Source organism: Phyllobacterium sp. 01N428, from assembly GCF_056399405.1.
In genome coordinates this window covers 1,282,547-1,308,355 of the sequence record NZ_JBFTRH010000001.1, presented here as the reverse complement: position 1 = coordinate 1,308,355, position 25,809 = coordinate 1,282,547, and the positions used below count along the sequence as shown (strand labels likewise).

Below are 25,809 nucleotides of genomic sequence, written 5' to 3'. Positions count from 1 at the left end.
TGATAAGGGACGTTCAAAAGCACCTTTGCGCAAGGGATGAGCCGGCCAGGCGTCTCGCCCTACAACGGAACCCCAAACGGACGCAAGACCAGTAACATAGGGCTACATAAATGCAATGACCGGCAGCTCGTCAATCAATCACCATGTGCATCGCCGGTTTATCCAACACAATCACAACGGCTGTACTGTCCCGGCAATGGCGAAGCGCGGAAAGGACAGCCACATGGATCAGACGTCGAACCTTAAATTGCCCTATATCGCCCCCTCGCAGGCGCAAAAGCATGTAACCCACAACGAGGCGATACGCGCGCTCGATGCTCTGGTGCAATTATCGGTGTTGAATAGCAATGCGCAGGCGGCGCCATCCAATCCCGTTGAAGGCGACCGCTACATTATCGGATCCGGGGCAAGCGGAGCCTGGGCCGGCAGGGATCAGCAGGTCGCCGCCTTTCAGGATGGTGCCTGGGCATTCTTTCAGCCCCTTGAGGGCTGGTCCGCCTGGGTCGCCAAGACCGCGAGCTTCCTTGTGTTTACGAACGGCGCGTGGAAGGCCGCTGCAAGCGGTGGTACCAATCCGGTGAATGCGGTCGGCATTCAGACTGTCGCGGATGATACGAACCGCCTCGCCGTGAAAAGTCCGGCATCACTGTTCGACCACGCGGGCACGAGCCATCAAATCAAAATCAACAAGTCCGACGACAACCAGGCAGCGTCGCTCCTCTTCCAGTCGAACTATCAGGGCCGCGCCGAAATGGGCACGATGTGGGGCCGCGACTTCCGTATCAAGACCAGTGCGGACGGTAATAGCTGGCGCGATGTCATGATCGCCGACAATGCGACCGGCGTCGTGCGGTTCCCCAATGGCATTGCCAGCGCGGCCACTGGCAAACGCCTGTCCGGGCTTGTCTTTTTGCCGGCTGGGCTCGATGCGACAATCTATCAAATGCCGGGCAGCGCCACGCCGGCCATCGCCAAGGTCGCCTCGATCGCCGCCGACATCATCACGCTCGCTGCCAATAGCGCCGTGAGCTTGTTTGGAACGGCCATGCGCGACGTCGCAATGGTGCGGCTCTGGAATGTCACAAAATCGCCAGCACAGTCGGCCTGGGTCAAATGGGACACCGCCCTCAACGGACTTCAGGTCGCAAACGCCGATCACATCAAGCAATGGGCATCCGGCGATGTGCTGCAGATCGTCGATCCGGTCAAAAAGACGGTCGCTATCGATATCTCGCCGCTCATGCAAAAGCGGCTTGGCGGCGTGTTCGCACAGGACGGTGTGCTGCTCACGATCGTCAATTCGGGCAATCCAGTCGGCAGCCTCGTCCTGCCAAGTTCCGATCTGTCACCCCAGTCCGGAGCGAACCTCGTCTATTTCCGCGGTGATGAGACGCGCATGTTCAACATTGCCGGTGTCTATGGCTGATCAACTGCCCCGATAGGTCGAATAGGACCAGGGAGTGACCAGAAGCGGCACGTGATAATTTGCGTTCGTGTCGGCAATCGCGAAGCGTATCGGCACATCGTCGAGAAAGGCCGGGGTGTCGAGCGCAACGAGCTTGTGCTTGAAATATTCCTCGACGAAAAACGTCAGCTCGTAGCGGCCGACCGCCATCTCGTCGGCGGCAAGGAGCGGCTTGTCGGTCCGGCCATCCGCGTTGGTAACGGCGGTTTTGAGCAGGACAGGCCCACCCTCCTCGATACGATGGAGTGTCAGGGCCATCCCGTCCGCGGGCTTTCCGGCGGAATTATCGAGAACATGCGTGGATAACTTTCCCATGAGTAGGTCCTTAAGTGATCAAATCGTGCAAGCGAAACCGCGCAATCAGGGCGATCTGCCGTAAAGCTTCGGCGACTTCCTCGCCGGCGTTGTGATCGAGGCGCTGGCGAAACGCCGCCATGATCGAGTGCTTGTTATGGCCGCGCACGGCAAGGATAAATGGAAAACCGAAACGGCTCTGATACGCGTTGTTGAGACGATGGAACTCCTCGAATTCCTCGTCGGTCAGCCGGTCAAGCCCGGCTCCGCGCTGTTCGCTGGTTGATTCGACGGTAAGACTGCCCTGGCGCGCCGCCTTCCCTGCCAAATCCGGATGCGCACGGATCAAGCCCAATTGTGCCGCCTGACCGGCCTTTTCGACGGCGACGACCATGGCTCCGTGCAGGATCTCGACGCTTGTGAATGGTCGCTGGCCGGCGACCGCCTCAGCGACCCACGGCGAATGTTCGAACACACCGCCGAGCGCGCCAACGAATTCCTCCGTGCTGGCACTGTTCAGTTGTTCAAGCCTCATGTCCCCTCCCTCTCAAGCTGTTCGGTTGGCTTTGGCCTCCCCTACTGACCGTAGAACATTTTCCGGCGTTGCCGGAGAATCGAGATGCGGAACGCCTGCGTGGATCGAGGCGATAGCGTCGCGGATCGCCAGCCAGACCGAAATGCCGAGCATCAATGGCGGTTCGCCAATCGCCTTGGAGCGAAATACCGTCTCCTCCTGGTTTGGCTTATTATCGAGAATGCGGACGTTGAATTCAGGCGGAACGTCGCGCGATCCCGGTATCTTGTAGGTCGAAGGTCCGACGGTGCGCAATTTGCCGGCCTTGTCCCACCATAGTTCCTCGCAGGTAACCCAGCCCATGCCCTGAACGAAGGCGCCCTCGATCTGGCCAAGGTCGATGGCGGGATTGAGCGGCGAGCCGACGTCCTGCAGGATATCGGCCCTTAGGCATCGGGTCTCGCCGGTCAGCGTGTCGATCGCAACTTCAGCAACCGCTGCTCCGTAGCTGAAATAGAAGAACGGGCGGCCTTTCATCGTCTTGCCGTCCCAATGAATCTTGGGCGTCGCATAATGGCCGGCCTCGGAAAGCTGAACGCGCTTGGCCCAGGACATCTTTGCAAGTTCGCCGAACGAAATCGATTCATTGCCGGCATGAACGCGGCCCTCGCGGTAGACGATCACGTCTTCCTCGACGTCGAAATGTTCGGCGGCTACCCGCGTCATGCGCGCCTTAATCGCGGTCGCCGCCTTGAAGGCCGCCATGCCGTTGAGGTCCGAGCCGGTCGACGCGGCCGTCGCGCTGGTGTTCGGCACCTTGCCGGTCGCAGTGGAGGATATCCGCACCATGTCGAGTTCGACCTGGAACACTTCGGCGACAACTTGCGCAACTTTGACGAAAAGCCCCTGCCCCATCTCGGTGCCGCCGTGATTGAGGAAGATCGAGCCGTCGAGATAGACATGGACGAGCGCGCCGGCCTGGTTGAGCGAGGTCAAATTGAAGGAAATGCCGAACTTGATCGGCATCATGGCGAGGCCGCGCCTTATGACAGGATTGGTCGCATTATGCGCGTCGATCTCGGCGCGACGCCGGCTCCAGTCAGCCGAGGCGAGCACGGCTTCGGTCACCTCGACCAGGCGATTGTCTTCCACCTTCTGGCCATAGGGCGTCATATCGCCGGTTTCGTCGCCATAATAATTGATGGCGCGGACGTTGTTTGGCTCGAGCTTCAGCTCGCGTGCGATCGTATCGATGATGCACTCGATGGCGATGATACCTTGCGGACCGCCAAAGCCACGAAATGCGGTGTTCGAAACGGTATTCGTCTTGCAGGCATGACCGACAAAGCGGGCATGGGGGATGAAATAGGAATTGTCCGAATGGGTCAGGGTGCGCGTGATCACCGGTCCCGTGAGGTCGGGGAGATTGCCGGCCCGGGCCAGATACTCGATGTCGAGCCCAACTATGCGCCCCCTGCTGTCGACGCCCGCCTTCCAGTTGACGACATAATCATGCCGCTTGCCGGTGGCGACCATGTCGTCGCGTCGCTTGAGGCGCATCTTGCACGGCTTGCCCGTCAGGGCCGCGATCAGCGCCGCCGCGCAGGCGATGATCGTCGGCTGGCTCTCCTTACCGCCGAAACCGCCGCCCATGCGCCTCACCTGGCATTCGACCGCGTTGGCATGAACGCCAAGGACGAGCGCCACATGGTGCTGGACTTCGGTCGGATGCTGGGTCGAAGAATGAACCAGCATTTCGCCGTTCTCGCCGGGAATGGCATAGGCAATATGGGTTTCAAGGTAGAAATGATCCTGTCCGCCCATGCGCAACTTGCCGGAGATGACGTGGGGTGCGCCGGAGAGCGCCGTATCTACATCGCCTTCGACCACCTGCTGCGCAGGAAGAACATAGCTCTTCTTCTGATGCGCTTCCTCAATGTCCAAAACCGGTTCGAGCTTTTCGATGTTCAGTTTGACGCGTTTGGCGGCGCGATAGGCTGTCTCGAAATCCGACGCAGCGACTGCGGCGACCACCCGCCCTTCGTAGTCGACGATATCTTCGGCAAACAGCGTCTCGCCGTGCAGGATAGGGCCAACTTCGTTGTGGCCGGGTATGTCCTTGGCCGACCAGATGCCGGCGACGCCCGGCATCGCCAAGGCTTCCGATGCGTCGATGCCGAGAAGCCTGCCGTGCGCCACCGGCGAAAGAACGAAGGCCGCATGCAATGTCCCAGGCAGTTCCGGCATATCGTCGATATAGGCGGCTTCGCCAGCGACGTGCCTTGCCGCTGAGTCATGGGCGATTCCCTTGCCGACGATACTGCGGTGAACGATCTTGGCATCGATATTCATAGCGCCATCACCTCCACCGTCTCGCCTGCCACATCGCGCCAGAAGCGCTCGGCAAGATTTGCAGCGACCTCAAGGCGATAATCGGCGCTGCCCCGCCAATCGGTCAACGGCTTGAATTCGGTGGCAATGGCTGCGGCGCAGGCCGCAACTGCCTTTCTATCAAAACTGGTTCCGACGAGCGCGCGTTCAGCTTCAGGAGTGCGGCGCGGTGTTGCCGCCATGCCGCCGAAAGCGATGCGGGCGCTGCGAACCTGCCCTTCCTCCCGCACGATCGAAAATGCAGCGCAGACGGTGGATATATCCTGGTCATAGCGCTTCGATATCTTGTAGACGCGAAAATCCTGGCCTTCCTTGGGCTTGGGGATCGAGACAGAAGCGATCACCTCATCGGGACGCAGTTCCGTCTTGCGGTAATCGAGGAAGAAATCTTCAAGCGACAGGAAACGGTGGCCGCTCAGGGAGGCAAGCTCGATTTCTGCGCCAAGGGCAATCAGCGCGGGCGGGCCATCGCCGATGGGGCTGGCGGTGCCGATATTGCCGCCAATCGTGCCCATGGATCGGATTTGCGTCGAACCGAAGCGCCGGATCAGCGTAGCGAGGGATGGATAAATCGGCGCGACCGCAGCCAGCACTTCCTCCCACGTCACCGCAGCGCCGAAGCTCAGATGGTTGTCGGTCTCGCGAATCGCCCGCAATTCGCTGACCCGAGCGAGCGAAATGACATCGTCCCAATCGCTGTGATAGTCGGCCAATGCCACGCCGAGGTCGGTCCCACCGCCAAGCAAAATCGCGTGCGGTCTCTCCTTGCGCAGTTGCAGAAGCGCATTGAGCGTCCCCGGCTGATCGAACGACGCACCGCCGGCCGAAACCGATCGGCGCGGCTCAATCTTCGCAAAAGCCGTAACCGCCGGGCCGCTAATGCCGGCACCGCCGGCGCCGATCACCTTGCGTGCTGCTTCGACAATCGGCCTGTAGCCGGTGCACCGGCAAAGATTGCCGGCAAGGGCATCGTGAATGTCCTGTTCGCCGGATTCCGGCTTGGCCGCGACAAGACCCGCAATCGAAATGACGATGCCGGGCGTGCAGAAGCCGCATTGGGACGAGCCGTTTTCCGCCATCGCAAGCTGGACCGGGTGAAGTTGTTCGCCCTTCAAGCCCTCGACGGTAACCAGCGCACGGCCGTCAATCTGGCCCATCGCAAGGATACAGCTGTTGGCGGCGTGATAGTGCACGCGGGGTTCGGCGGCGCCCTCTTCCGAAGGATCGCCGACGAGGACAGAGCACGCCCCGCAATCGCCTTCCGCACACCCTTCCTTGGTACCTGTCAGGCGCGCCGGACCGCGCAACCAATCCAGCACCGTCATATCGGGTCGAACTGCAGCTTCCTGCAATTGACCATTGAGAAAAAACCGCATCGTCATAGCCATGTGAGCAGCTTCGACCGGCTGGACGTGGGCGTCAAGTGGCGAGATTGCGCAATGACCCAGGGGCGATCAGATGGAGCCAATCCTGTAAAGACGGTCTTCAAAGAAGAATTCTTCGAGATTGTTGCCCTCGCCGCCGCGGTCGACGACCACGAAGTCCGATTCGGCCTCGATCGATATCAGCGGATGATGCCAGGCGTTGCGGGCATAGTTGACGCCCTGGTTGCCCTGACACAGGAACGCGACCGGCGATCCCGGCCGCCCGCCTTCATCTTCGGCCACCACCGCAAGGTAGCGCCGGTTCTGCAGCGGCATGAAAGCCTGGCTGCCGAAGGGATGACGTTCCAGCATCTTGATGTCGATCGGGGGCGCGAAACTCTGGCCGCGAAATATGTTGACCAGCACGCGCGCTCCCGGCCCCGTCACATCGACCTTTGCAAGGTCGTGGAAGCGCTGCGTCGTGCCGCCGTTGATAAGGCGCATCTGCGCGCCTGCGGTTTCGATGACGTCGCCATAGGGTGCGAATGCCGCCCGCGTCAGCGGCGTGACATTGAGGCTGAGGATTTCCATCTTAGTTTTCGTCTGCCGGGCGGTGATGTTCGTGCCAATGATTGGCGATATCGATGCGCCGCGTGATCCAGGCGCCTTCCTGATGCTGGACATAATCGAGGAAGCGCTCCAGCGCCGCGGCGCGTCCCGGGCGCCCGACCAGCCGGCAATGCAGGCCGATCGACATCATCTTCGGCGCGCCTTCCCTGCCCTCGGCGTAAAGCACGTCGAACGTATCCTTGAGATAGGTATAGAACTGGTCGCCCGAGTTGAACCCTTGCGGCGTCGCAAAGCGCATGTCGTTTGCATCGAGCGTGTAGGGCACGATCAGATGCGGACCCTTTGGACCCTTGACCCAATAGGGCAGCTCGTCGGCGTAGCTATCGGCGGAATAGACGAAGCCGCCCTCCTCCATGACGATCTTCAGCGTATTGTCCGACGGTTTACCCTGGTAAATCCCGAGCGGCCGCGACCCGGTAATCTCGGTATGCAGGCGCACCGCTTCAAGAATGTGCTGCCGCTCGGTGTCCTCGGGACAGTCCTTGTATTCGAGCCAACGCAGGCCGTGGCTCGCAATTTCCCAATCGGCCTCCTTCATGGCGGCGACAGCTTCGGGGTTGCGCGCCATGGCAAGGGTAACCCCATAGACCGTGACCGGCATCTTGCGCCGGGTAAACATGCGCCACAGCCGCCAGAAACCGGCCCGTGCGCCATACTCATAGATCGATTCCATGTTGAGGTTGCGCTGGCCCGGCCAGGGCTGCGCGCCGACGATCTCCGACAGAAGGCACTCCGACGCCGGATCATTATCGAGGATCGAGCTCTCGCCGCCTTCCTCATAGTTGACAACGAACTGCACGGCGATGCGTGCGCCGCCCGGCCATTTCGGGTCGGGCGTGTTTCGGCCATAGCCGATCAAATCCCGCGGATAATCTGACAAGACGTGCCTCTCATTTTTGAACGAGTATCATGAGAAACTGCGAAGGCCGGGTCGCAAAGTCAATGGCCGGCGCAAAAACAAAGGCCGCGGACGATGCCGCGGCCCAATAATGTTTGCGGCAAGCTCTCAACGGCGCTTGAGCAACGAGCCAATGGCCGGAACGATGGCAGCCGCCAGAGCGAGCTTCAAAATGTCAGCGACAATGAACGGACCAACGCCGAAGGTGAACGCCTTCTCGAAGCCGAAGAGATAGGCCATCCACAGGAAGCCGAGGCCGAGAATCGCAACCTCTGCCGCTAGCATCGCCGCGCCGAGAACGATCGGGTTGCGGGCATAACCCTTGTCGGCGGCGGTGCCGACGATCCATGCAGCAACGAGATAGGAGACGAGGTAACCGCCCGTCGGTCCAACCATATAGGCAAGGCCGATGCCTTTTTCTGGCGTGCCGGTGAAAATTGGCATGCCAAGCGCGCCTTCGAGCAGATAGAGCGCCATGGTAGCGACGGCAAGGCGCGAGCCGTAGGCGGCGGAGATGGCGAATACGGCGAAAGTCTGCATCGTCACATTGACGAAGACCATGTCTACCTTGGTCTTGGCGGCAAGCGTCATCAGCGCGGTGCCGATCAGTGCGAGCGTCACATACCAGACCGCTTTGGCGAGTTGACCTTCAGGCTGGAATTCTTGGGCAAGGGAACGGGTTTGCGCAGCGATCATGTCGATATCCTCTGTATAGCCTTCGCCGTGGGGCGGTATTTCCACCGTTTGTGAAAACGGTATATTGGGGATTATGCCGCGCCGCAATATGTCGAAAGGCTTTGAAAGGTCCGCTTGCGTTCATGTCTCTAGTTTTCGACACCAGTTTTGCGCCGCGCTACGGTGAAGCGGTCGACATTGCCCCTAAGGTTCAGCGGATAACCGTCAACAATCCAAGCCCGTTCACCTTTCACGGCACGAACTCCTATCTCGTGGGCCACGATACGCTGGCGTTGATCGATCCCGGACCGCTGGATGACGCCCATCGCGCCGCACTTGTCCGTGCCATCGCCGGGCGCCCGGTCAGCCACATCTTCGTCAGCCATACCCACCGCGACCACTCACCACTCGCCGCGCGCTTGCGCGATGAACTCGGCGCCGTCGTCGTCGCCGAAGGGCCGCATCGGCCGGCGCGGCCGCTGCATGTCGGTGAAGTCAATCTCCTCGACGCCAGCGGCGATACGGACTTCGTTCCTAACCTTGTGGCCAGTGACGGGGCGGTGATCGAGGGCGACGGCTGGGCGCTGCGTTCGATCCATACGCCCGGACACACCGCCAATCATATGGTTTTCGCACTTGAAGAGATCGGCGTGCTGTTTTCCGCCGACCACGTCATGGCCTGGGCGACATCGATCGTAGCGCCGCCGGATGGCGCAATGTCAGACTATATGCGCTCGCTCGACCTGCTGCTTCACCGCCATGACCGCATCTATTTCCCCGGGCACGGCGGACCTGTCACCAGGCCAAAGACCTTTGTGCGCGGCCTGAAGGCGCACCGCAAAATGCGCGAACGCGCCATCCTCGAGCGCGTGCGGGCCGGCGACCGCACGATTCCTGCCATGGTCGGCGTCATTTACCGGGAAACCGATCCACGCCTGCATGGTGCCGCCGGCCTTTCGGTTCTTGCCCATCTCGAAGATCTCGTCGCGCGCGGCGTCGTCCACACCGACGGCAATCCCGCCATCGACGGCGTCTACTGGTAGCGATCGGCTAGGGCTGCTCCGGCTGCGTGGTTTCCTCGTCGGGCTGGGTGCCCTGCACCTCCGTGTCGAGCGCCGTCATGAACGCCGTGATGCGGTCGGCATTCTCGCCAAGATCATGAATGCCGTAGCGGGAGACGGAGCGCATGTCGACATAGGTAGTCTCGCCTTCGTCGGTGAGGCGGATAACGACGTCGCTGGTAAAGCCGAGCAGCCAGGTGCGGGCCACGACTTCGAGAAGGATTTCCTCGTCGTCGCCGGGTTCGCCCTTCTGGCTCAGCACCGTCCATCCCTTGTTGGAGATAACGGTATTCACCGCCGTCAGGATCCGATCCGGCGAACCGTCATAGCGGCGGCCCGTGACCTGCGGATAGGCGCTCGATTGCAGTCCCCGGCTTTCCTCATCATTGACGAGCGGGTTCATCCGCTCGCTGCGCTGGCCGGCGGCGAAAAGCTCAGGCGGGTCGGCTATATCGGTGGAAACGTCGTAGAGTGTCGGCAGCGTCAGTGCCTGGTAGAGGGTCATTGCGAAGGGCGCCAGAACGATGAGCGCGATGATCCCACCCCAGAACGCACTCGGTCCGCCGCGGTCGCCCCGGCGCCAAAGGCTGGTGAAGCCCTTGAAGCTCAAAAGCAATGCAAGCAGCGCCAGCCCGGCGACGACCGCAAGCAGCCAGAGAAATTCCGGCGTCTCGATGCGCTCGAAGCGATGCCCGAGCCCGGACAGAACGAAGAGGATCGCGGCCAGAAAAGCGACGCGCACCGACCACTTGGCTGAAATCGACTGGCGGCGGCGAAAATGATGGCGCATGGAATCCCGGCGATGCACGAAACGTCTCGCCAAGAGCTAATCGCATAATCGACAGGAGGCAAGCGCGCGTGACAAATCACGTGCTTTAGATGCCGGCATCATCGATCCATTCACTTGCCGTTCCTGAGCTCTCCCGCCCCAACGCTCCAGCCGGGACGGAAGAGTTATAATTGTTCGCGATCAGCTTAGACGGCGTAGTCCTTGTAGACGCGCGTTGCCTCGTCATACTGCCTGCCGATGGCGGGATCGCTCTTGCCGATCCTGCCATTTTCGAGCCGGCCCGCGTAACGACGCAGATAAGTGCCATCATCGAAGAAGGCCACGTCGTACCAGCCGTCCGCCGTTGCAGTTTCCACAGCGGTCGTTCCCTCGCCGATGGACCTGGTCTCACCCGTATAGGCATTTATCATGGTGAGCTTGCCGTTCGGGTTCCACTTGCCGAAGCTGAACTCGATCTGCGCGGCATCGGCCTTCGACTTGATATCGACGATTTCGGCGATCAACTGTTGCGTCGCAGTCTGCACGTTACCGCGCAGCTCAAGAAGATAACCATTCGGACCATGGACGGCATAGAAATACAGGCCATCCGTGCTCGTTGCTGTCAGGACATCCGAAAGCTCGCTTCGCAAGCCATCGTTCTTGGTTCCTTCAACGCTGTAGAGTTTTGCACTGTCCTTGGTGGCATACGGAATGACGGTAAACGCCGCACCGAGCGGCCCCTGGTTCCTGAATGTCAACCTCACGGATTTCGATTCGACTGCCGTGATTGCATGGAAGTCATAAGCGATGGGCAATTTTTCGCAACGTGCCCGGTCTTGTTTGAGCGCAGTTTTCGCGTGAAGAGGATCAGCCAGCATATGACCGACGTTAGCTGAAGCCCCCATAAACAATCCAACGGGTATTTTCTTTTTTTCTGCGCTGGTTATGATCCGGGCTGCAGTCGCCGCTGGAACAACCTGCTCAAGGGCAGTTGTTTCCGACCGTTTGAAATCCAGCGTGCTGGTAAGATCACCTGCGATTGCCAGCCGCCACGACGACAGATTCTCGAAGGCTGGCGCGTCCGGCTTTTGAAGGCCGCGAGCAACGAGCCATTTATCAAGAAAACGGATGGCCGAAGTGTGATCGAACACCTCCGAATTGACGCGGCCGCCCGTGCTCCAGGGCGAAATGATCAATGCGGGAACGCGAGCCCCCATGCCTATGGGGTTTTTGGATTGGATCGAAGATTCAGAATTAACGGTGCCAGGAACATCAAACACTATACCGGGCGTGGTTTTCCCGTTGGCGGGGTCGATGGGTGGAACCGGTTGTACGACATGGTCAAAGAACCCGCCATTCTCATCGTAGTTGATGATGAACAGCGTTTTCTTCCACACTTCCTTGTTCGTTGTGAAGGCACGCAGGATCTCATGCACGTAATACTCGCCGAAATGGGGCGGGAAGTGCGGATGTTCGGTGAACGCCTCGGGCGCAACGATCCATGAAACCGCCGGAAGCTTGTTGTCTCTTACGTCCTGCTCAAATTGCGATGGTACATCGGCGTTGGTTCGCAGAACTGGATTGACCGACTGATTCTTCTTGAAGATTTCGGTGGTATTGTCCTGGAACTGTACGAAGGAGTCGAGAATATTGTCACTGTAATTGCCGGTGAACGTATCTAGGCCCAGACCCTCCTGGTAGAATTTCCAGCTTACCTTCAGGTCTTCCAATTTCTCCGGATAGCTTTTCCAGAGCAGCAACGCACGATCGGCAACATTGGCCTTGTTGAAATAGTCGTTCTCCGTTCTGCCCTTACACGACCCGGTAAAGAATATGCTGCGATTGGCGTCGGTGCCGCCATTGTGGGCGCAGTGATAGGCATCACAAAGCGTAAAGGCCCGTGCCAGCTTGAAGTACAGCGGAATATCGGTTTCCGTGTAGTGGGACATGGTGACGATTTTTTTGTTCTCGATCCATTGGTCCATAAAACCACCGTTCCAGGCGCCGAGGCTATCGGCAAACCTGTGCTTTGGATCGTCGATGTAGGTACCCCCAACGCTCAAGGGGTCCACGGGCTCCATAAGTGGTAGAGCGCGTGCATCTTTGAACATGCGATAAGGCGTCGAATCCGGCACGATCCCCGTGACCGGATCAGGCTTATTAGGCGGGGACGCCGATTGCTGCCAGACGGTTTTGCCGTTCCTCAATTTCAATGGACGCGGGTCGCCAAAACCGCGCACGCCGCGCAGCGTGCCGAAATAGTGATCGAAGGACCGGTTTTCCTGCATCAGGAAAACGATATGCTCAATATCGGCGAGCGAGCCCTCCTTGCACTCACCTTCCACCGTCAGAAGTTCATCGATCGTTGAAGCCGACTGTGCGAGTGCCTCCCCCATATAGGCTGAGCACGCCGCGTAAGCGGCAGCGCTGGTGCCGGCAAGGCCGAGCAACTTGATAAAATCACGTCGTTGCATAAATAAGTCCTCTTAAATGAATGCATTAATCCAGTGACCGGATGACGAAACCGTCACCCGGCATTTAAAATAGTCAGTCGATGCGGGCTAAAGCCGATCAGGCGACGAGCGGCCTGTAGACCCTTTCCTTTTCGTCATATTGCAGGCCGATAGCGGGATCGCTTTTGCCGATCTTGCCGTTCTCGAGATGTCCGGCGTAGCGGCGCAGATAGGTGCCGCTGTCGAAGAATGCAACGTCGTACCAACCGTCCGCGGTAGCCGTTTCAACGGTTGTCGTGCCGTCGCCGATGGCCTTGGTCTCGCCGGTGTAAGCATTGACCATCGTAAGCTTGCCATTCGGGTTCCACTTGCCAAAGGTAAACTCGATTGTTGCTGCATCCGCCTTCGATTTCACGTCGGCGATTTCCGCCGTCAATTGCTGCAAGGGATCGCGAACATTCCCTTTGAATTCATGAAAGCTCCCGTTTGGTCCGTGTATCGCGTAACTGTAGTCGCCCGACGGAGAACTGATCTCGTACCTGTCCGTTAGCTCGATTATGGGCTTTGTGGGCTGCGCCGCTTTCTCGAGGCTGTAGAAGTGCGGTTTGGCGGCCGATTCGTAGGGGATTACAGTGAAGGCAACGCCGAGCGGACCCTTGTTGCTGAACTTCAGCGTGATGCCGGTCGCGTCCGCCGCCGGCAAAACGGTGAAGTCGTAGTTCAGGGGGAGGATTTCGCAGCGTTGCGCATCCTGTTTCGAAGCAACAGGCTTGGCGCTGTCAGGATCAGCAGTAATGTCGTCGGGCTGAGGGTAGTAGCCGGCAGGAGCCCAAAAGGTGAACCGAGGCACTTCGTCCTTGTCCGTTTCAGATATAATACGTGCCGGCTCGGAGGCACTGACGATACTGTCCAGACCGGCAGCCGTGGGCGTTTTGAAATCGAGCGTGCTCGTCATGTCGCCAGCGATTTCGCGGCGCCACATGGATATATTCGGAAAGGCAGCATTGTCCGTCGTCACCAAGCCCCGCGCGACCATCCACTTCTCAAGCAGGCGGATCGGCGATGTATGATCGAATGTTTCGGAGCACACGCGGCCGCCGACACTCCAGGGCGAAATAACCAGCGTCGGTACCCGATGTCCCATGCCGATAGGAACTTCGGACACTTCCCCGTCGAAGGTCATTTTGTCGATCGATACCTCGGAGTTGATAGTTCCGACCGTGTCGAAACCTATTCCAGCGGATATCTTACCCCCCAACATCCCCACTGCTGGTACTGGCGGCAACACATGGTCAAAGAAACCGCCATTTTCGTCGTAAGTGATGATAAAGAGCGTTTTCTTCCAAACCTCCTTGTTAGCCGCGAAGGCGCGCAAGATTTCGTGGACGTAGTATTCGCCGAAATGCGGTGGAAAGTGCGGATGCTCGCTGAATGCCTCAGGCGCAACGATCCAGGAGACAGCTGGAAGTTGGCCGCTGGCGATATCTGTTTCGAATTGGGATAGCTCATCCGCTTTTGTCCGCAGAACGGAGTTCACAACCTGGTTCTTCTCGTAGAGGGGGGATGTCGTGTCCTTGTACCGTTCGAAGTGGTCAAGCGTGTTGTCGCCGTAGTTGCCCGTAAAGGGATCCATCGTCCAGGTCAGACCGTCCTGATAGAACTTCCAGCTGACGCCCAGTCCTTCAAGCCGCTCGGGAAAGGTCAACCATTCATGTAACTCGGTGCTGAAACTGAAGTAGTTGTTCCCGGTCTTACCCATACAGGCACCGGTGAAGAAATAGGCCCGGTTCGTATCGGTCCCGCCATTGTGCGAACAGAAATACGCGTCACAAAGCGTGAAGGACTTGGCAAGCTTGAAATAAAGCGGAATATCCTTCTCGACATAGTGGGCCATCGTAATGAGGTGCTTCTCCTCGACCCAACTATCCATGGCGCCAAAGTTCCAAGCCATCAGTCCATCTGAGAAGTTGTGAGGAGGATCCTGGAGGTAGACGCTGCCAACATTGTCCGGCGCGATGGTTTCGGAGAGGATCGGCGTCTCATAGCCGACCTTCTTCGGCACACGGTAGGGTTTTGCATCAGTCGATTGCTCCCACACGGTCTTGCCATTGATTAGCTTTTGGGGGCGAGGATCGCCGAAGCCGCGAACGCCCCGAAGCGTACCGAAATAGTGATCGAAGGAGCGATTCTCCTGCATAAGGAAAACGATGTGCTCGATGTCGGCGAGTGAATGGTGCTGGCATTCGCCACTTGCGGCGAGCAGTTCGTCGATTGTCGAACTTGAGCCGGCGAGAGCCTGTTCCATATAGGTGGAACAGGCTGTGTAAGCTACGAGGCTTGTTCCGGCCTGGCCGAGCAACTTGATAAAATCACGTCGTTGCATAAATAAAGTCCTCTTAAATGAATTCATTAATCCCGGGAGCGGATGACAAATCGTTGTCCGTCATTAAAACCGTCGGTCGATAGAGGCTAAAGCCGATCAGGCGACGAGCGGCTTGTAGACTCCTGGCAAACGCTCTTGGCGATCTTCAGAAGCTTGTCGTTGGAAGCGTCACGTTCCTTGATCGCCTTCTCCTTGGCGGCAAGCGCTGCGTCGCGCTCGGTCTGCACAGCCTTGATATCTGCTTCCTTCTTGGCGATTTCGGTCTTCTGACTGTCGATCTGGGCTTGCGCCTGATCGCTTTGCTTTTGCAGGTCGTCCCGCTTGGTGGTCATAGCGGTCAGGTCCTTGCCGGACTGCTCAAGCTGTTTGGCCAGTTCTCCCTTTTCCGTCGTCGCCTGATCGAAGCTCTTTTGCAGTTCGTCGCGCTTGGCGGTCATCGCCGTCAGATCTGTGCCAGCCGTCTCAAGTTGCTTGCCGAGAGCGGCTTTGTCTGTCGTCGCATCATCGAAGCTCTTTTGCAGATCGTCGCGCTTGGTGGTCATGGCGGTCAGGTCCTTGCCGGACTGCTCAAGCTGCTTGGCCAGTTCTCCCTTTTCGGACGTCGCCTGATCGAAGCTCTTTTGCAGATCATCGCGCTTGGCGGTCATCGCCGCCAGGTCCGTGCCAGCCGTCTCAAGTTGCTTGCCTAGAGCGGCTTTTTCTGTCGTCGCATCATCGAAGCTCTTTTGCAGATCGTCGCGCTTGGCGGTCATCGCCGTCAGGTCCGTGGCGGCCTGTTCTAGCTGCTCGGCCAGTTCTCCCTTTTCAGTCGTCGCGTCGTCGAAGCTCTTTTGCAGATCATCGCGCTTGGCGGTCATCGCCGTCAGGTCCGCGCCAGCCGTCTCAAGTTGCTTCTCAAGGGCGGCTTTCTCGTTCGTCGCGTCGTCGAAACTCTTTTGCAGATCGTCGCGCTTGGTGGTCATGGCGGTCAGATCCGTGCCTGCCTTTTCAAGCTGCTCGCCAAGAGCGGCCTTTTCGGTCGTCGCATCATCGAAGCTCTTTTGGAGTTCGTCGCGATTCGCCGTCATGGCGGTCAGATCCGTGCCGACCTGTTCAAGCTTTTGGGTCAGGACCGCTTTGTCGCCGGTGGTCGTGGCAAGCTCGCTTTCGAGGGCCGCCAATTCCGTGGTCTTCTCCACGACGGCTTTGTCGAGTACAGCAATCTTCGCCAGATCGGTCTCAATGTCCTTGAGCTTCTGGTCGCGTTCGGCGGCGATCTTGTCCTTGTCGGCAACCATCTGCGATAGCTGCGTGGAAATGCTTTCCTTCTCAGCCGAGACTTGTTTCAGCTCGGCAGCAAGCTTGTCCTTGTCGGCCGCGACAGTTTGAAATGTGGTCGTGATAGAAGCTTTCTCGCTGCTTACTGCTTCAATCGTCTTCTTGAGTTCCGCGTTCTCCTTCTTGGTGCTTTCCAGTTCTACGGACTGGGCATCGAATGTCGATTGCGCAACGGAATTGGGTGTCGGTTGCGACGAATCCGAGCCATCGCAGGCAGAAATGAGGACGAGCGGAATGAGAGCCAAAAGGTTGTTCTTCAAAATAATTTCTCCAAATAAATAGCCGGCCAACTAACTGCCAGATCGCTGCGAAAATTAATTTCTTAAAAAGGGAGCGCACAACCTCCTACATGAGAAAGCACGCATCCAGAATTTGAATTGATGTAGCGAATACGGGGCAAATGTAATAGCTGGATGACAAGCCCCGACATTCCGGAACCTGCATCATCTTGCCGCACGACCGACCGCACGTTTAGCGCGTTTACATTTCGTGAGTGGATGGCTCGTCGCTCTGCTGACATCATCGCGGTGGTGATTTGGGTTGCATCCACGTCGTGGAAAAAGCGGCAGCCGGCGGGCCAGTTAAGTAATAAAAATAAATAGATAGAGAATGAGGCTGGGGCATGATGCCAGACGTTGAAAAACCGGTATCACTGGAGGTTGTCGAGATCGAGCTTGCGCTCGGCGCGCAGGATATTGTGGCAGACGGATTCGAAGGCGCGCTGCAAAAGGCCGCGGAACTCGTCAATGGCGAAGTGATCTTCAACATCCGGGCTCCCGAAGATAGCGACGAGCAACGCATTGGCGCCATCTCGATTTCCGACGGCACCACGGACCAGACCGTTTTTATCATGCTCGGCAAGGACGGGACCACGCTCAGCGTCACGCCCGAACAGGACCAGACGACGCTTTTCGACAAGCTTGGGCCGGATTTCGCCGCTGTCATGAAAGGCCTGCGGTCCTAGCGCCTTTTCGCGCGCTTCGCCTTTCGCTTGCCGACAACACTCGCTAAGATTGAAGCTTCCTCTTCAAGCCGGAGTCCGAAATGGCGAACAGCCGTCCCCTCACCAATGTCCAGCAGCGTGACGTCAACGCAATCCTGCATCCCTATACCCCCATCCACAAACTCCAGGAGACGGGCCCGCTCGTCATGGGCCATGGCAAGGGCGTCTATCTCTACGATACGCAGGGCAAGGAATATATCGAGGGCATGTCGGGGCTTTGGTGCGCTGGGCTCGGCTTCGGCGACGAGGAAATGATCGAGGCGGCAACCGAGCAGATGCGCACGCTGCCCTATTATCACCTCTTCGGCGGCAAGGGCATGGAGCCTGCCATCGAGCTCGCTGAAAAGCTCAAGGAACTGGCGCCCGTGCCGATCTCGAAGGTGTTCTATACGTCGTCGGGTTCGGAGGCCAACGATACGCAGGTCAAGCTTGCCTGGTATTACAACAATACGCTTGGCCGGCCGAACAAGAAGAAGATCATCTCGCGCGTCAAAGCCTATCACGGCGTTACAGTCATGTCGGCTTCGCTTACCGGACTTCCGGGAAACCACAAGGGTTGGGACTTGCCGGTACCCGGCATCCTGCACACCGATTGCCCGCATTATTATCGTTTCGGGCTTGAAGGCGAGAGCGAAGCGGAGTTCGTCGCGCGCCTCGCACAATCGTTGAAGGACATGATCGAGCGCGAGGGTCCGGAGACGATTGCTGCCTTCATCGCCGAGCCGGTCATGGGCGCGGGCGGGGTCATCGTGCCGCCGGCGAACTACTTCGCGGCGATTGAACCCGTCCTGCGCGAGCACGACATCCTCATCATCTCCGACGAGGTGATCAACGGTTTCGGTCGCACCGGCAACTGGTGGGGGAGCCAGAGCGTCGGAATGACGCCGACCACGATCTCGGCTGCCAAACAGCTTACCGCCGCCTATTCGCCGCTCGGCGCCGTACTGGTGCCCGAAGACGTCTACCAGGCCTATGTCGATCACAGCGCCCAGCTCGGCACGTTCGGCCATGGCTTCACCTATGGCGGCCATCCCGTCGGTTGCGCGCTCGGCGTCAAGGCGATCGAGATTTACCAGCGCCGCAATATCGTCGAGGAGGTCCGCCGCCTGACGCCAACCTTCGAAGCGCGGCTTGCCAAGGTGAAGGATCATCCGCTCGTTGGCGATGTGCGCAATTGCGGCCTGATGGGCGCCGTCGAACTCGTCGCCGACAAGGCAACCAAACGCTCGTTCGATCCGGCGCACGGGGTTGCGGCGCAACTCGCGCGTTTCCTGGAGGGTCACGGCGCCGTCTTGCGCGCCATCGGCGATTCCATCGCATTCTGCCCGCCGATGATCATCACCGAGGCCGAGCTCAACGAGCTCTTCAATCGCTTCGAGCTCGCGCTCGCGGATACGGAAGCGCATGTATCCAGCAACAGCCTGCGCGCTGCTGCCTGATCAGAGGATTCACAGAAATGAAAATGGCCGCCTTGCGCGGCCGTTTTTTTTAGACGCCCGACTGCACCGGCTTTTCGCTCTCCGTCACGTCTTCGAGGCGAACGAAATGAAAGCCTTTTTGCTTGAGGGCAAGGACGCCCTTGACGACGCCGGCACCGGCAACCCGCGACGGCTGGTTGATGTGGGCGATGATGACATCGCCATCCTTGGCTCCGGCGATACGCTTTTCAACCTGGGCCGACATCAACGATGCACCCATATCGGCGTTGAGCGAATAGCCCGCGACGCGATAGCCCATCGAATGGACCAGTGCGATCGCGTCGTCGCTGTAGCGAGCCGTTGCATCGCGATACCATACGGGCTTCACCTTGGACGATGCCTCCATGGCGAGCGCTCCGCCTGCGATCTCGGCCTGGATCGCTTCCCTAGAGCCTGCCGTCTTCAGCCCGAACATCTCCGGCTGGTTGTCGATCGCCGGTACGTGGTTGAGGCCATGGTTTTCGAGTTCGAACAGATCGCGATGTGCCTGCAGGATTGCGACGGCTTCCGGATTGCGCTTGAGCCAACGACCAGTAACGAAGATCGTCGCCGGAATGCGATTGTCCACAAGGGCATTAAGGATGCGCATGTCGGTTTGGCCGGCGCAGGCATCTAAAGTCAGGGCGACTTGCGGCGCGGCGTGCCCGCCCTTCGCAATGTAGAGTTTCGGCTCAACGAAATGCGGCTTGTCGCCAGCCACGGCATTCGCCATGGGCAGCGCCAGCAGGAGGGCGGTAAGGGCTGGCAAGGCTTTGCGCACGATATTCGCCGTTCTTGGAGGAATCTCGCGCGCAGATAGGCCAAGCAAACCGAGCGGATTTAAGGCAGAACCGCTCAGCCTTTCTTTGGCTTTGCCGATGCCTGCGCCGCTGCCAGCCGAGCGATGGGTACACGGAACGGCGAACAGGACACATAGTCGAGCCCGGTTTCGTCGCAGAACTTGATCGAGGCCGGATCGCCGCCATGTTCGCCGCAAATGCCGAGCTTGATGCCCGGGCGTGTCGCCCTGCCCTTTTCCACGGCGATGCGGACGAGTTCGCCGACACCGTCAACGTCGATCGAGACGAACGGATCCTGCTCTATGATGCCCTTCGCCTGGTACGTCGTCAGGAAGGAGGACGCATCATCGCGCGAGATGCCGAACGTGGTCTGGGTCAAATCATTGGTACCGAAGGAGAAGAACTCGGCGACCTCCGCGATCGAATGCGCCCGCACGGCGGCGCGCGGCAATTCGATCATGGTGCCGACGAGGTAATTGATCTTGATATCGGCTTCCTTCATCACGTCCGCAGCAACCGCATCAATGCGCGCCTTGACGAAATCGAGTTCCGCCCGAAGCCCGACCAGCGGGACCATGATTTCCGGCTCAACCGGCGCACCGGTCGACTTGGCTGCGGCAACGGCTGCCTCGAAAATGGCACGCGCCTGCATTTCCGCGATCTCCGGATAGGAAATTGCGAGGCGGCAGCCCCGGTGGCCGAGCATAGGGTTGAATTCGTGCAAACTGTCAGTGCGCTCGCGCAATTTGTCGGCGCTGACATTCATCGCAGCCGCAACCTCGGCAATTTCTTCCTCGGTCTTCGGCAGGAATTCATGCAAGGGCGGGTCGAGCAGACGGATCGTCACCGGCAGACCGTTCATGATCTCGAACAATTCGACGAAATCCGATCGCTGCATCGGCAGCAGCTTTTCGAGCGCGATCCTGCGGCCCTTTTCGTTGTCCGCGAGGATCATCTCACGCATGGCGACGATACGCTCGCCCTCGAAGAACATGTGTTCGGTGCGGCAAAGGCCGATGCCCTCGGCGCCGAAGGAGCGCGCCGTGCGCGCATCGGTCGGGGTTTCGGCATTGGCGCGCACCTTCATGCGCCGCGTCTTGTCGGCCCATTCCATGATCTGCCCGAAATCGCCAGATAGCTCCGGCTGCAGCATCGGCACGGAGCCCTTCAGCACCTGCCCCGCGCCGCCATCGACGGTGATGATGTCGCCTTTCTTCAAAACGACGCCCATGGCGAGCAGCGTCTCATTGCGGTAGTCGACCCGCAACGAACCAGCGCCGGAGACGCAAGGCTTGCCCATGCCGCGCGCAACCACAGCCGCGTGGCTGGTCATGCCGCCGCGCGTCGTCAGGATGCCTTCTGCCGCATGCATGCCATGGATGTCTTCCGGGCTCGTCTCGATACGCACGAGAATGACCTTGCGGCCTTCGGCCTTCGCCTGTTCGGCGTCTTCAGAGGAGAAGACAAGTTCACCCGTGGCAGCGCCCGGAGATGCAGGCAGGCCGGTCCCGATCACGTCGCGCTTGGCTTTCGGATCGATGGTCGGGTGCAGCAACTGGTCGAGCGAAGCCGGATCGATGCGCAACACGGCTTCCTCGCGGGTAATCAGCCCCTCGTTCGCCATGTCGACGGCAATCCTCAGCGCAGCCTTGGCCGTGCGCTTGCCGGCCCGCGTCTGCAGCATCCACAATTTGCCGTCCTCGATGGTGAATTCGAGATCCTGCATGTCGGTATAATGCTTCTCAAGCCGGTCCGAGACGGCGCAGAACTCGGCAAAAGCCTGGGGCATGACTTTCTCGAGCGACGGCTTGTCGGAACCGGCGGCGATCCGCGCATCTTCGGTGATGTTCTGCGGCGTGCGAATGCCGGCAACGACATCCTCGCCCTGGGCATTGACCAGGAACTCACCATAAAGCTTCTTTTCGCCGGTTGATGGGTTGCGCGTAAAGGCGACGCCTGTCGCCGAGCGATCGCCCATATTGCCGAAGACCATCGCCTGGATGTTCACGGCGGTGCCCCAGTTTTCCGGAATGCCGTGCAGGCGGCGATAGGTAATCGCGCGCGTGTTCATCCAGCTCGAAAATACGGCGCCGATCGCGCCCCAAAGTTGCTCCTCGGGATCCTGCGGGAATGGTTTTTCCAGCTCTTCCTCGATCTTTTCCTTGTAGAGCTCGATGATATTTTTCCAATCGTCGGCACTGAGCGCCGTATCGACCTCGTGGCCAAGATTGGCCTTGGTGTCTTCGAGGATTTCCTCGAAAACCGAGTGGTCGAGGCCCATGACGACATCGGAATACATCTGGATGAAGCGGCGATAGCTATCATAGGCGAAACGGGGATCGCCCGATTCCTCAGCGATTGCTTCCACGGTTTCGTCATTCAGGCCGAGATTGAGGACCGTATCCATCATCCCGGGCATCGATGCTCGTGAACCTGAGCGCACCGAAACGAGAAGCGGCTTTGCCTTGTCACCGAAGGTTCGGCCGGTCACTGCAGCAATATGCTCCAGCGACTTCTTGACGTCGGCTGCGAGCGCTTCAGGGTATTTGCGGCCGTTCTCGTAGAACCAGCTGCACACATCGGTGGTAATCGTAAAGCCCGGAGGGACTGGCAGGCCCAGCGCGCACATCTCGGCGAGATTGGCGCCTTTGCCTCCCAGGAGATTTCGATCATTGGCAGAACCCTCTGCCTTGCCGTCACCGAACGTGTAGACCCATTTCATTCTAGCAGCCTCCCTTGGCACAAGAGAGGTCTACGCGATCGATCCGTCAAGCACCACAGAAAAATGCTGCATTGCACCATTCAAATCGATTAGCAGAGTAAAACAGCATTAAGCTTTGAAAAGCTTTGTCATTTCAGCGGATGGAAGTCAGCTTGCTTCGCGCAATTGCTCCGCGGTCTGGAGATCGACGGAAACAAGCTGGCTAACACCCTGCTCGCCCATGGTGACGCCGAACAGCCGGTTCATCCGCGCCATGGTGATGGGGTTGTGGGTAATGACCACGAACCGCGTATCCGTGGAGGAAGCCATCTCGTCCATCAAATTGCAGAAGCGCTCGACATTGTGATCGTCGAGCGGTGCATCGACTTCGTCGAGCACGCAGATCGGTGCCGGATTGGTGAGGAACACGGCGAAGATCAGCGCCATGGCCGTCAGCGCCTGTTCGCCGCCGGAGAGCAGCGTCATGGTCTGCGGTTTCTTTCCTGGCGGCCGCGCAAGGATCTCGAGCCCCGCCTCAAGCGGATCGTCGGATTCGATCAGTTGCAGTTCCGCCGTGCCACCGCCGAAGAGATGGGTGAACAGGCGCTGGAACTGGACGTTCACCACCTCGAACGCCGCAAGCAAGCGCTCGCGGCCTTCGCGGTTGAGGCTCTGGATGGCCTGGCGCAGTTTCTTGACGGCCTCGATGATGTCCTCGCGCTCGCTGACGATCGCTTCGAGGCGGGCGGAAAGTTCCTCCTGCTCTTCCTCGGCGCGCAGGTTGACTGCACCGAGCCGTTCGCGCTCGATCTTCAACCGCTCAAGATTGCGTTCGGTGGCGTCCACATCCGGCAGCGGATCATTGGGTCCAAGACCTGTCAGCTTCATGGCTTCGTGCGGCGCGCAGTGAAGGGCCTCAGTGATGCGCGCTTCGGTATCCTTGCGCCGCTCCTGCGCTGCCGCGAGGCGTTCTTCGGCGCGCGCCCTGCCCTCACGCGCTGTCGCCAGCGCCTGAATGGCTTCGGTTGCGGCCCGGTCGAGTTCATGCTGGCGGTTTTCGGCCACGGCAAGCCGGTCTGCGGCATCGCGGCGAAGCAGGTCGGCCTCGGAAAGCTGCGACAGCAAAGTACGGTTGCGATCCTCTATTTCCTCCGGCGCATCCGCCAGTTGCTCGGATTCGCGCTCGGTTTCGAGGCGCCGTTCGATCAGCGATTTGATCTGGCGGTCGGCGTTGTCGGCGCGCCCGATCCAGCTCTTGCGCTCAAATGCAATGGCTTCTAGCCGGCGCAGGCGATTGTCCGCCTCGCGGCGCAGCCCGTCATGAATGGCGCGCGCTTCCGACAGTCCGGCGCGGTCCTGCGTTACCTCGCTCGTCAGGTGGGCGAGACGCAAATCGAGGTCCTGCAGGTCAATCGCATGGGCCAGCCTCGTTTCGGCGTCCACATACTGTTCGTGCGCTTCTTCGAGCGTTTCGGCGAGCCGTGTCTTGCCCTCTTCGAGCGCTGCACGGCGGCTCGACAGTTGGCCCGCCGCCCGCTCGGCCGCTGCCAGCGCCTCGCGTGCGTCGCTCACTGCGCGTTGCGTGCCGCGGACCCGCTCGCGGGCTCCACGTTCGGCATCAACCAATTGACGGACATTGGCTTCCGCGCCGGCAATCGCGGCTTCCGCCTCGCGCAACCGTTTCGTTGCCGCCACAACTTCGAGATCGAGTTCCGCCAGCCGGTTCTTCTGGGCAAGCCGCTGCGCCGCCGGCGTTGGGGCATCGGCCCTTGCGGTATAGCCATCCCAGCGCCATAGCGCACCGGAGCGGCTGACTAGGCGCTGCCCGGCCTGCAGCGACGATTGCAGCCGGGCGCCATCGGCTTCATCGACGACGCCAATCTGCGCCAGACTGCGTGCCAATTGCCGTGGGGCGCGGACAAACTCCGAGAGGGACCGGACGCCGGACGGAAGATCCGGATCACCGCCCGCATTGTCGACGTCGCCCCAGAATACGGGCGCACCATGATCGGTCGGTGCGTCGAGATCCTCCCCGAGCGCGGCACCGAGCGCAACTTCGTACCCTTTGTCCACCTTGATCGATTCGACAACCGGCGGGAAAAGATCCGTGCCTCCCGCGTTGATCATCCTGGCAAGCGTATGCGCCTCGGTTTCGATACGGCCAAGCTCAGCACGCGTCTCCTGCAAGGGTTGCCGCAGTTCGGCTTCTCGCTGGCGCGCATCTTCGACGGCAGTTTCGGCAATGATCGCGGACTCTTCGGCCTGCGCCAACTCAGCTTCGGCGGCTTCAACCAAACCCTGCTTTTCGACTGGGTCAGCCAGGGCAGAGATCTCGCCGATCACACTGGCGAGATCGCGTTCGACATCGCCAAGCTGGCGCACCAGCCGGTCGCGGCGTTCAGCGCTATCTCGCATGTTGCGCTCGATCTGCGCCCGTTCGGCGGATGCTTCGGCGCGTTCGGCCGTAAGCTTGGTAAGCGCAGCCTCACTTTCCTTCAGCTTCGCATCGGCGCGTTCGAATTCGGCGCGTGTCGCAATCTCGCGTTCGCCGGCGCCGGCATTTTCTTCGTGAAGCGCCTGTTCTTCTGCCTCGAGCCGGGCGAGAACGTCAGCATTGTCGCGCACCATCTGCTCTTCGCGGGCAATGTCCGCCGTAAACTGCACAAGTCGCTTTTCAAGTTCACCCTGGCGGGCGCGGATGCGCTCTGCCTCTTCGTTGAGTTGTGCGCGGGCGATGGTAAGGCGCTGCAGGACCGCGGCGGCTTTGGCCTCCGCCTCACGCAGGTCCGGCAGCTTGTGGGCGCCGATGGCCTGTTCCTTGGCGGCATTCATCTGCAGTTGAGCCTGCTCGCCGACGCCTGATGTCGCCACCGACAGCGCCGACTGCGCTTCGCCTTCATGGGCCTTGGCGACCGCCCACTTCAGATGCAACAGGATCGCTTCGGAACGGCGGATATCGGCGGAAAGGCTCTTGAAACGGTTTGCCTGACGCGATTGCCGGCGCAGGCTTTCGATCTGGGTTTCGAGTTCGCCGACAACGTCTTCAAGCCGCTCGAGATTCTGCTCGGCCGCGCGCAGCCTCAGCTCCGCCTCATGCCGGCGCGTGTGCAGGCCAGAAATGCCCGCAGCTTCTTCGAGCAATGCACGCCGCGCTTGGGGCTTTGCCTGAATAAGCTCGCCGATGCGGCCCTGTCCGACCATGGAGGGAGAGCGTGCGCCCGTGGACTGGTCGGCAAACAGCAATTGCACATCCTTGGCACGGGCATCCTTGCCGTTGATGCGGTAGACGGACCCTGCCTCGCGTTCGATGCGGCGCGATACCTGCAGTTCATCGGCATTGTTGAATGCAGACGGGGCAGTGCGATCCTGATTGTCGAGAAAGAGCGTCACTTCGGCCGTATTGCGCGATGGGCGCGTTCCCGACCCGGAAAATATCACGTCATCCATGCCGGATGCGCGCATGTTCTTGTAGGAATTCTCGCCCATTACCCAGCGCAGCGCTTCGACAAGGTTGGATTTGCCGCAGCCATTGGGGCCGACAACGCCAGTCAGCCCGCCTTCGATGACGAATTCAGCTGGCTCGACGAAGGATTTGAAGCCGAGGAGACGGAGTTTGGTGAAGCGCATCAGCAGC

Annotated in this window: 18 protein-coding genes; 4 read left to right on the top strand and 14 right to left on the bottom strand. The window is 59.6% G+C overall.

Annotated features, from left to right (window positions below; genetic code table 11):
• Positions 1-223 precede the first annotated feature (223 nt).
• Positions 224-1,426, top strand: coding sequence for a DUF2793 domain-containing protein (locus tag AC1DNI_RS06410; RefSeq protein WP_477691224.1), 1,203 nt, complete (start codon positions 224-226; stop codon positions 1,424-1,426).
• On the opposite strand, the gene uraH is transcribed toward AC1DNI_RS06410, so the two are convergent.
• From uraH to AC1DNI_RS06375, 7 genes are all read right to left on the bottom strand, one after another.
• Positions 1,427-1,780 carry a hydroxyisourate hydrolase gene (gene uraH, locus AC1DNI_RS06405; protein WP_091950013.1) on the bottom strand — a complete coding sequence of 118 codons (354 nt, stop codon included), beginning with the start codon at positions 1,778-1,780 and terminating at the stop codon, positions 1,427-1,429.
• A 10-nt stretch (positions 1,781-1,790) separates the two neighbouring features.
• Positions 1,791-2,294 carry a 2-oxo-4-hydroxy-4-carboxy-5-ureidoimidazoline decarboxylase gene (gene uraD, locus AC1DNI_RS06400; protein ID WP_027230038.1) on the bottom strand — a complete coding sequence of 168 codons (504 nt, stop codon included), beginning with the start codon at positions 2,292-2,294 and terminating at the stop codon, positions 1,791-1,793.
• Positions 2,295-2,306: 12 nt separating this feature from the next.
• Entirely contained in the window at positions 2,307-4,625 is a 2,319-nt protein-coding gene (gene xdhB, locus AC1DNI_RS06395) for a xanthine dehydrogenase molybdopterin binding subunit (protein ID WP_477691223.1), read from the bottom strand.
• Complete coding sequence (gene xdhA / locus AC1DNI_RS06390; protein WP_477691222.1) at positions 4,622-6,052, bottom strand: xanthine dehydrogenase small subunit; 1,431 nt, start codon at positions 6,050-6,052, stop codon at positions 4,622-4,624. Before xdhA ends, xdhB begins: the two co-directional genes overlap by 4 nt.
• A gap of 66 nt (positions 6,053-6,118) precedes the next feature.
• Positions 6,119-6,619, bottom strand: coding sequence for an ureidoglycolate lyase (locus AC1DNI_RS06385; RefSeq protein WP_477691221.1), 501 nt, complete (start codon positions 6,617-6,619; stop codon positions 6,119-6,121).
• A gap of 1 nt (position 6,620) precedes the next feature.
• Positions 6,621-7,538 (bottom strand): allantoinase PuuE, encoded by a 918-nt coding sequence (gene puuE, locus AC1DNI_RS06380; protein WP_091950005.1) that lies wholly within the window; start codon positions 7,536-7,538, stop codon positions 6,621-6,623.
• Between the two features lie 126 nt (positions 7,539-7,664).
• Positions 7,665-8,252 (bottom strand): biotin transporter BioY, encoded by a 588-nt coding sequence (locus tag AC1DNI_RS06375; protein WP_027230043.1) that lies wholly within the window; start codon positions 8,250-8,252, stop codon positions 7,665-7,667.
• A gap of 122 nt (positions 8,253-8,374) precedes the next feature.
• Between AC1DNI_RS06375 and AC1DNI_RS06370 the strand changes: the two genes are divergently transcribed.
• Complete coding sequence (locus AC1DNI_RS06370; RefSeq protein WP_477691220.1) at positions 8,375-9,274, top strand: MBL fold metallo-hydrolase; 900 nt, start codon at positions 8,375-8,377, stop codon at positions 9,272-9,274.
• Between the two features lie 7 nt (positions 9,275-9,281).
• Here AC1DNI_RS06370 and AC1DNI_RS06365 read toward each other — a convergent pair whose 3' ends face one another.
• The 4 genes from AC1DNI_RS06365 to AC1DNI_RS06350 form a co-directional block, all read right to left on the bottom strand.
• Positions 9,282-10,082, bottom strand: a complete 801-nt coding sequence (locus tag AC1DNI_RS06365; RefSeq protein WP_477691219.1) for a DUF1499 domain-containing protein — start codon at positions 10,080-10,082, stop codon at positions 9,282-9,284.
• 185 nt (positions 10,083-10,267) lie between these two features.
• Positions 10,268-12,535: a phosphocholine-specific phospholipase C gene (locus tag AC1DNI_RS06360; RefSeq protein WP_477691218.1), complete on the bottom strand. Its 2,268-nt coding sequence runs from the start codon at positions 12,533-12,535 to the stop codon at positions 10,268-10,270.
• 97 nt (positions 12,536-12,632) lie between these two features.
• Complete coding sequence (locus tag AC1DNI_RS06355) at positions 12,633-14,897, bottom strand: alkaline phosphatase family protein (RefSeq protein WP_477691217.1); 2,265 nt, start codon at positions 14,895-14,897, stop codon at positions 12,633-12,635.
• Positions 14,898-14,983: 86 nt separating this feature from the next.
• Positions 14,984-16,474 (bottom strand): hypothetical protein, encoded by a 1,491-nt coding sequence (locus AC1DNI_RS06350; RefSeq protein ID WP_477691216.1) that lies wholly within the window; start codon positions 16,472-16,474, stop codon positions 14,984-14,986.
• 362 nt (positions 16,475-16,836) lie between these two features.
• Here AC1DNI_RS06350 and AC1DNI_RS06345 point away from each other — a divergent pair, with 362 nt between their 5' ends.
• Together AC1DNI_RS06345 and AC1DNI_RS06340 are read left to right on the top strand one after the other, a co-directional pair.
• Positions 16,837-17,178: a hypothetical protein gene (locus AC1DNI_RS06345; RefSeq protein WP_477691215.1), complete on the top strand. Its 342-nt coding sequence runs from the start codon at positions 16,837-16,839 to the stop codon at positions 17,176-17,178.
• Positions 17,179-17,258: 80 nt separating this feature from the next.
• The gene (locus AC1DNI_RS06340) at positions 17,259-18,656 is read left to right on the top strand and encodes an aminotransferase (RefSeq protein ID WP_477691214.1); all 1,398 of its coding nucleotides are present in this window, start codon (positions 17,259-17,261) and stop codon (positions 18,654-18,656) included.
• Between the two features lie 49 nt (positions 18,657-18,705).
• Here the strand turns inward: AC1DNI_RS06340 and AC1DNI_RS06335 are convergent, their stop codons facing one another.
• The 3 genes from AC1DNI_RS06335 to AC1DNI_RS06325 form a co-directional block, all read right to left on the bottom strand.
• A complete protein-coding gene (locus AC1DNI_RS06335) occupies positions 18,706-19,458 on the bottom strand; it encodes a polysaccharide deacetylase family protein (RefSeq protein WP_477691491.1) in 753 nt (250 codons plus the stop codon).
• A gap of 71 nt (positions 19,459-19,529) precedes the next feature.
• Complete coding sequence (gene ppdK, locus AC1DNI_RS06330) at positions 19,530-22,196, bottom strand: pyruvate, phosphate dikinase (protein ID WP_477691213.1); 2,667 nt, start codon at positions 22,194-22,196, stop codon at positions 19,530-19,532.
• A gap of 147 nt (positions 22,197-22,343) precedes the next feature.
• Positions 22,344-25,802 carry a chromosome segregation SMC family protein gene (locus tag AC1DNI_RS06325; RefSeq protein ID WP_477691212.1) on the bottom strand — a complete coding sequence of 1,153 codons (3,459 nt, stop codon included), beginning with the start codon at positions 25,800-25,802 and terminating at the stop codon, positions 22,344-22,346.
• Between the last annotated feature and the right edge of the window lie 7 nt (positions 25,803-25,809).

What these genes read in the sequence shown, in the direction of transcription:
- uraH (WP_091950013.1), bottom strand. Translation starts at nt 1,780, where the DNA reads ATGGGAAAGTTATCCACGCATGTTCTCGATAATTCCGCCGGAAAGCCC.
- AC1DNI_RS06365 (WP_477691219.1), bottom strand. Translation starts at nt 10,082, where the DNA reads ATGCGCCATCATTTTCGCCGCCGCCAGTCGATTTCAGCCAAGTGGTCG.
- AC1DNI_RS06340 (WP_477691214.1), top strand. Translation starts at nt 17,259, where the DNA reads ATGGCGAACAGCCGTCCCCTCACCAATGTCCAGCAGCGTGACGTCAAC.
- AC1DNI_RS06375 (WP_027230043.1), bottom strand. Translation starts at nt 8,252, where the DNA reads ATGATCGCTGCGCAAACCCGTTCCCTTGCCCAAGAATTCCAGCCTGAA.
- xdhA (WP_477691222.1), bottom strand. Translation starts at nt 6,052, where the DNA reads ATGGCTATGACGATGCGGTTTTTTCTCAATGGTCAATTGCAGGAAGCT.
- AC1DNI_RS06410 (WP_477691224.1), top strand. Translation starts at nt 224, where the DNA reads ATGGATCAGACGTCGAACCTTAAATTGCCCTATATCGCCCCCTCGCAG.
- uraD (WP_027230038.1), bottom strand. Translation starts at nt 2,294, where the DNA reads ATGAGGCTTGAACAACTGAACAGTGCCAGCACGGAGGAATTCGTTGGC.
- AC1DNI_RS06355 (WP_477691217.1), bottom strand. Translation starts at nt 14,897, where the DNA reads ATGCAACGACGTGATTTTATCAAGTTGCTCGGCCAGGCCGGAACAAGC.
- AC1DNI_RS06325 (WP_477691212.1), bottom strand. Translation starts at nt 25,802, where the DNA reads ATGCGCTTCACCAAACTCCGTCTCCTCGGCTTCAAATCCTTCGTCGAG.
- AC1DNI_RS06385 (WP_477691221.1), bottom strand. Translation starts at nt 6,619, where the DNA reads ATGGAAATCCTCAGCCTCAATGTCACGCCGCTGACGCGGGCGGCATTC.
- ppdK (WP_477691213.1), bottom strand. Translation starts at nt 22,196, where the DNA reads ATGAAATGGGTCTACACGTTCGGTGACGGCAAGGCAGAGGGTTCTGCC.
- AC1DNI_RS06370 (WP_477691220.1), top strand. Translation starts at nt 8,375, where the DNA reads ATGTCTCTAGTTTTCGACACCAGTTTTGCGCCGCGCTACGGTGAAGCG.
- xdhB (WP_477691223.1), bottom strand. Translation starts at nt 4,625, where the DNA reads ATGAATATCGATGCCAAGATCGTTCACCGCAGTATCGTCGGCAAGGGA.
- AC1DNI_RS06360 (WP_477691218.1), bottom strand. Translation starts at nt 12,535, where the DNA reads ATGCAACGACGTGATTTTATCAAGTTGCTCGGCCTTGCCGGCACCAGC.
- AC1DNI_RS06345 (WP_477691215.1), top strand. Translation starts at nt 16,837, where the DNA reads ATGATGCCAGACGTTGAAAAACCGGTATCACTGGAGGTTGTCGAGATC.